Genomic DNA, 6,845 nt, shown 5'->3' with positions numbered 1-6,845 from the left:
TGTGCATCCTGCGCGGTCACCAGATTATTCTCTTTAATGAAGGCGCGCAACTGTTGTTTATCCCAAAGTCCCATGTGTTCTCCCAACCTTTCTACTATGTTTCATTTTAATAGTTTTGGGAGTTTACACAATCTATTTTACAGACTCACACTTGGGATATATGACAATTAATTTTTTTTGTGAGAATTTAACATCAAGGAGTTAAACAATCGTTTTATACAGTTTTATAAAAGAAAGTGTACTTGGTGGGATGAGAATAAGTATGATTCTTCAACAGTTCCAGAATATCATAGAGTACTGATAAGAATATCTGGGGTAAAAATAATTTAATCTATAATTATAATGTTAATGTACAGAATGTACTGAGACATTTGCGACACTGAGTTTTCTCAAATGATTACGGATATCTAATCAAATGTTATACAATACAATTAAAAAAAGGCAAAGAACTGTGTGTACTACCACGGTACTTTGCCTTTTTTTATTCAACTTGTCATTTTAGAAAGTCGTGATATGATCTTATAAATCAAAAATAGATCATATCAAAAATACCTCAAATTATCTAAACATGAACTTGTGCAAGACTGATGAATGCTGAACAATTTGTTGCGGAAACCATAAAAAAATGGTCCACATAATGGTTTGAGAAATTTATTCGGTCAAAATAATGTGCAACTTACGTGTAAACGATTTGCATGCTTCCCCTTAACAGAGTTCTATAGCTGCCGTGTTTAGGTATAGCGTATCCAATAATCTTTAAAAGTTCAAGAATATTAGTTGTCTTCTCCATTTTGTACATAAAGGATGTGCAATTGTACTCGACCATATATGTTTTTGCGTGCATTTGCAAATTCCAGCTTTTCTACGCTATCGAAACCCTTTCTTACCGCAATTGAGAGGCTGTTCATCAAACTTTTATCGAGATCTTCTTGCAATGCGAAAAGATCGAGTTCCTCTACCATTCGAATTACAATCATCATAATAAAAGAGAGACCCCTCGGAATAAAGGTGGATACCAGTTCACGAGCCCGTGGGCACATTTTCGCCGTTTCGGTCGTTCCTTCAGGATCGCCGCCTAACAAACGCTCTATCTCGTTTAACGGTCTGCCACTTATCCATCCTTGTATGCCAGGAAGAAGAGCGGATAAAGTATTTCCTTCCAGTGACGATGTAGAAGATCTTCCTGTAGCGGCGAGTGCGGATCTATAAACATCTTGAAACAAATAAACTCGAGATTGCGTATCTTCCGTCAGCCAACTGATGGTCCAGTCCACCCAACTGCTAATTGAAGTTGGTATATGCCCCGCATCGGCGAGCAATCTAAGTCTCAGTAGTTCTAAAATATCTAACGGAATGCCGCTTTGAGAGGCGAGCTTGATCTCGACTCGATCCGGATTGCTCTCTAAGGCCGCTTTTGCTTCATCCCATAGTCTTTCAACTTTTTGCGAATAGTTTTCTTCTTCTCCCCTGTTTTTTGCTAGAAATGCACCAAGGGAGTGTGATAAAAAATCTTCCGGCAATGCCACTTCCGCTTCCGCTTTTATAGCGGCAATACGGTTTACCGTATAACGGACTTCGCGATCTTGCAGTTTCCCCTCCGAAATGCGATCAAGAACAACCTCTAACGGATCGCTTATGGTCACACATCGGTCGTCTTCAGGCAGAACAGACAATAACTTTTGATTCAATTCATCAGTGGGAGGAGTACCTGGAATGAACGTCACGATGGGCTCTGGGATTAGAATAACAACACCATTTGCTAGATGACCGGCTCGGCCAGCCCTGGCTGCTGCGTTTAAAAGCTCATGAGCCTCTAACTCTTCGCGTTCTTGGTCAGCTCCCATACGTTTGTCGCCTGCAAGTACGGCAAGATGAGCCGGAAGATTGAGACCCTGTGCAAGGGTTGGTGTTGCAACAATAACTTTGGCGCCGTTGCTTCTTCGAAAAAGTCTCTCGGACAGCATCCGTTCCACTCTTAGCATTGATGCATTATGAGGCACAGCTGTAAAACTGGAGTCACCGAAGATCGAATGCTTGGTATGTCCTAGCTCCAGCCTCAGACCTTCCCATAGTTCGCTTTCAGATTGATTTAGTTCAATCGTTCCGCCCAGATTACTGCCAATATTCCGTGAAGTACGTACGGCATCGTCCTTTGTGTTGACGAAGATGATCGTTTTAAGACCAGCCATACCCGCTTGTATAGTAATTTGGGCTGCGATCTTATTCGCATTAGGACTTACCCTAACTCCACCATATCTCCCCAATGTGCCAGCGAGCTGTAGAGGTTCATCCATGATTTTAGTAAATAAAACTGAGCTAGTAGGTAGCCAATTATGTTGCAACCCCCAAACTACATGAGGAACTGCCGACAGTTCTCGCTCCGCTGGTGCCCTTAAACCAGCTGCAACTTTACGTTTCTGTCTATTAAGATCACGTTGTTTCTCACTAGCTCGCCTTTTGGCGTCATTGATCTCCGTTTCGTGATAGACAACTACACCCCGTGCCTGGCGGCTGGGCTTCCAGAGGAGGTCGACAGCTTGACACGGACGACCTGTCAGATCGGCGATCCAATCCGCAAACTGTTGACCATTTTTCAACATAGCCGATAAAAACAACAGATCTGCATCAGGAACAGTAGTATAGAACGCTAAGAGACACAGCATCCCATCTAACGAACGCCTGATATTACCCGACTGAGGGCTCAAGATGTGGCATTCATCAAACACTAACAATCCGACACTTTCAAATGACTTCGGAGAAAACGACAGCATTGCAAGGCATCGCTCCGGGGTCATGACTTCAACATCCTGAGGTTGAGTGCCTTCGATAAAGAGAGAATCGAAGTCGTTCGATACATCCAGCCCAAATTGCTCCTTCGGAAAAATGGCTTGCAAGTCTTCGGTAAGCTGCTCAACAAGAGCGTGGGTTGGAGCTAGAAATACAACCTTTTTTCCTCGCGAGAGGGTTCCAGCAATTTTCAACACGCTCACGGTCGTTTTACCCGCACCTGTTGGAAGAACCAAAACTGCGGATTGTCCTGTTTGATAAAATTGCTTCTCGATGGCTTCTCGATGATTTTTCCAAAGAAAGGGCATATCATTGGCCCGAAAACGCAACCACCTGCCCCAAAACTCTTTATCTGCTCCACTAGGCGGAGGAAGTTTCGTTAGGGCAGCATGCTCAATCGCATTAGCTGAAGAAAGCAGTAATGAAGCCAAGTGGGCAGGACCGGCATACGCAGTGCTCAATTTCACATCATGATAATCAGTTCTCTTGAGCGATAGTTCAATTACATGGGAAAAAGCCTGTTGCGCGTTCGAATACTTTCCGGTTACGGTATCAGGAACGGGCACGGACATCATATGTGCAGCAAGGAGCTCAATGCCCTCCACAAGTACAGCAGCTAAGGAACGAAGTGCGCGATCTTGCATCGTTCCTCCCTCAGGATTAATATCTCGCCACTTTGTCGAGCGTTCTAGGATCTCATTCAGTCTACCGGATGTGAGATCTTTTATATGTTCGCCGAGAATCTTCACCTCGTAAGGTCCACTTGGTTTCGGAATAAAACTAACTGCTTCAAACGCATCAGCATATTGTTCAGCCGCAAGAAACAAAATAGCAGCTGCTGCAGAGGAATCCACACTGTCTCGGTCGATTGGAGAAAACCGATCTTCACTTGATGCATGCGTCCCGCCTCTCGCAATAATGAGCCTCGCCGTTCCAGCAACAAAAGCAGCTGCTCGCCGGAGTGTTGAGTCCTCTTCTATAGATGCAATCGTTTCATAAACATCCGCTATGCGTTCCGGCGGCCATTGTTCATTCGAGTCTCTATCCACTGTGCCGTTTGCACTTTTTAAGCGGGTAGAAACGAGTTCCGCATAATGACCAGTCAATAATGCAGGGAGATTGCGAGCATCCAAAGTGGGAAGACTCGGGGCCGAACTAAGTAACATTGAAGTTCGTGTGTCAAACATCGGCAACCTCCATCTTCTCAAATTCATCGAGAGATTGGATCACATGATCCGCCAACTCTTGAAACCAATCGCGCAGATTTCCTGTTACGATAAACGTTGCGCCAATTCGCTGGGCCTGCGAAATATCTGTCAGCCCATCATACCCTTTAAACAACTTTTGGCGCTCCTCAGCCGTGCAGATGTCCGAGTTAACAGTCAAAGCCGCCCGGTAGGTTCTATGTGTCTTATTATGAACTCTTTCCGCAGCAAAGATTGCGGCTGTACCTGTCAAACCGCTCTGTTTTATAAGAGAAACTGCATTTGCCAACAAATCACGCCCACGCTTATTTAGATGATGTTCGTTAAAGGCAATCATAACTTTGTCTCTAAACGTATCTCTTGGGTTTTGTGTGCATTTATCTTCACAAATCGTAGTATGCAGGACAACTTTCTCTTCGGGATCCATTTGAATGATCAAACCATCAAGACCTTGGGTCGTCGAGCTGATATGGGGATCTTTCAGATATGTATCCTCGGTCGATGCTTGGCGTGCCTCGATCCAGGACATACATTCGAACAAAAAACCGTCTCGGTGATATCGAGAAACCTCTATTTGATTAGTGGTTGTCCCACGAATCCGCAATTGTTCCCGAGCTTCTTGATAAAATTCGGCTCTCGAACGTACCGGTACAATTGAATCAAGTTCTTTAATAATTTCAGCTGCATGCTCGGCTTGTCCGAGAGCGATCACTGCAATAATCTTGGCCAACTCATTAATCTCATCAACCGACCATAAATAGCCGGTGACATGATCATCAACATCAACTGCTTGTGAAAAAATAGCAGGCAAACCTAAAGCACCTTTTGACGTTACCTCGGAAGCTTCAGTTCGTTCTGAGAAAAACTCATTGGTCATAAGATCCCCCTGTATCACTGTAGGTATTAAATTACAACTTTCGGCAATACAAAAGAAAAGTCCTGCTTTTTGTAAATAAGCTGTCTAAACGACGATACGCTAATTTAGAATGTCGCAGGTAAAACAATGGATAGAGAATCGGATGATTTCTGATTTCTCTATCCATTGTTTAGTTCGAAAAATGTATGTAATTGTTATAAAGTATAAAAAACATTAGCAAGTATCTTTTTCTGCCATTCTCAAGATGCGTAATCCACTATTTCACGCTCTGCATTATTCCGCTCCTCTGTTTTTAAAACAAAGTTTCCATAAGAATATTAATTAATCAATTCCGTTGCCCCGTTTACGTAATCGAAGCAGTAAGCACTGCTCATACGTATTATAAAACACATCTGTAATGGACAGTTGTTGTTAAACAAGTGATTATTGTATCATAAATTAAACTGGTGCCAGACCGTTGATTGTTGAATTTGTGGTTTAACTGCCCGCGGAGATCGTGTGATGTTTCGGGTAAGAAAAAAGCGTGCCCAACGTAAGGCGGCTAACCTTGTTGGCGGTGGGCGATCGCTTTTTTCTTTTTGATATTTAAAGATATTGTGCATATAGACACGGTAATTCAGTGTGGTGTGAGGTGAAGACAGTGCAGGCGTCCGAGTTAAAAGATAAGATATCTAACTTAAATATATGACAGATTGTCAAGCTAAGCGCGACATCTCTTCCATGAAAGCTTCGTGAGCCGAGCGCCATCCTAGGCATTTGCGAGGCCGGTTGTTAATCAATCGGACGGCGTTAGCTAATTCTTCGTCGGTAACAGAATAGAAATCGTGCCCTTTCGGGAAGAACTCACGGAGGAGGCCGTTGGCATTCTCGTTAGAGCCTCGCTGCCAGGAAGAGTAAGGATCTGCAAAATAAACCTTGAGCCCATGAACAGCTTCCAGGTTCGCATAGCAAGCAAATTCCTTCCCTCGATCGGTTGTGGCCGTTTTCATCGTGCCTTGCGGATATTGGCTGGCCACGACTCCGAAAGCAACTTCCATAGAGTGAGCGGTTCGATCGGGTAAGGTTAAGGCGACATACAGACGCGTTTTCCGTTCGATAAGGACCATCGCAAGATGCTGAACGCCATGCCTTGGATGGCAAGATTAGGTGCCAACCAAAATACTACGGCTCCAGGCCCACTGTATACAGTCGGTTCCACCGCTGGCAATAGCCGGCATCTGGGATGGGGTCTTAGTTCATCTTTCTGTTGAACCTGACTTTGAAAATTTTATGATTGACGCGACCATTGTCCTGGACCATCAGCATGGAGTTGGCTCAAGAGAGGGACCTTAAGCAAGCTGTTGGGCGGTCTCGCGGCGGATTGATAATTAAAATACCACACGATGGTCAACGCCCTGGGTAACCAACTGGCGTTTTGTGCTGACAGGAGGACAATGCCATGACGCGGTAACCGGTTAAGAGATTGAAAGAGAAGAAGGGGGGCACAATGGTTAAGGACGCTATTAATACCGTGCATCATGAATTAGGTCAATGAAACAACAGATGGGATCATTTTAAGATAATTATAGATTAGGGGGGGGATTATGTAATGACTGAAAAGGAACAAGATATTATCTATATTTTCCCTTCTGATGAAGGTACATTGGAGGAATATATAAAAATTGTGAGTGGTAAAGTTGACCGTCGTAAACCATCGTTTGTAAAGGGACCTATAGATAAAAATAAGTGAGGGATCCTTCATTACAGGCGAAGTCCTCTCCGATCCACTTTGACAGCACAGAGTTGATCTCTTCCGGTCGGTAATGTGTCTGCTGCACCTGTCCACTATCCGTTTTCGATTGAAGCTTTGCGGTATCGTCCCCACGGCTATCCATTGCCCTCTTGCTGGGTTGTTGCCCAGAACCGACCTGGTGGCTTCGCCCCCCTTCAGAAAATAAATATTGGGGGTCCAGCAAGTATAGTAACTGCTCGATGGG

Annotated in this window: 4 protein-coding genes and 1 pseudogene; 1 reads left to right on the top strand and 4 read right to left on the bottom strand. The window is 44.1% G+C overall.

Features of this window, described 5'->3' with window-relative positions; all coding sequences use genetic code 11:
• From JJQ72_RS20890 to JJQ72_RS14925, 4 genes and pseudogenes are all read right to left on the bottom strand, one after another.
• Positions 1-74 (bottom strand): oxidoreductase (locus JJQ72_RS20890; RefSeq protein WP_481856852.1); only part of this gene is annotated, 74 nt, incomplete at its 3' end.
• A 699-nt stretch (positions 75-773) separates the two neighbouring features.
• Complete coding sequence (locus JJQ72_RS14935) at positions 774-3,974, bottom strand: DEAD/DEAH box helicase (protein WP_208204167.1); 3,201 nt, start codon at positions 3,972-3,974, stop codon at positions 774-776.
• Complete coding sequence (locus JJQ72_RS14930) at positions 3,967-4,869, bottom strand: hypothetical protein (RefSeq protein ID WP_208204166.1); 903 nt, start codon at positions 4,867-4,869, stop codon at positions 3,967-3,969. The genes JJQ72_RS14935 and JJQ72_RS14930 overlap by 8 nt, the downstream gene beginning before the upstream one ends.
• Before the next feature lie 695 nt (positions 4,870-5,564).
• Positions 5,565-5,978 (bottom strand): annotated as a pseudogene (locus tag JJQ72_RS14925) (IS30 family transposase); the annotation flags it as partial.
• Positions 5,979-6,457: 479 nt separating this feature from the next.
• On the opposite strand from JJQ72_RS14925, the gene JJQ72_RS14920 reads away from it, so the two are divergent.
• Complete coding sequence (locus JJQ72_RS14920) at positions 6,458-6,598, top strand: hypothetical protein (RefSeq protein WP_208204165.1); 141 nt, start codon at positions 6,458-6,460, stop codon at positions 6,596-6,598.
• Positions 6,599-6,845 lie beyond the last annotated feature (247 nt).

The sequence above is a fragment of the Paenibacillus sp. F411 genome, assembly GCF_017582705.1.
GTDB lineage: Bacteria > Bacillota > Bacilli > Paenibacillales > Paenibacillaceae > Paenibacillus_AQ > Paenibacillus_AQ algicola.
Note: the sequence above shows the minus strand (reverse complement) of the source record. Positions and strands in the feature narration are given on the sequence as shown.

What these genes read in the sequence shown, in the direction of transcription:
- JJQ72_RS14920 (WP_208204165.1), top strand. Translation starts at nt 6,458, where the DNA reads ATGACTGAAAAGGAACAAGATATTATCTATATTTTCCCTTCTGATGAA.
- JJQ72_RS14935 (WP_208204167.1), bottom strand. Translation starts at nt 3,974, where the DNA reads ATGTTTGACACACGAACTTCAATGTTACTTAGTTCGGCCCCGAGTCTT.
- JJQ72_RS14930 (WP_208204166.1), bottom strand. Translation starts at nt 4,869, where the DNA reads ATGACCAATGAGTTTTTCTCAGAACGAACTGAAGCTTCCGAGGTAACG.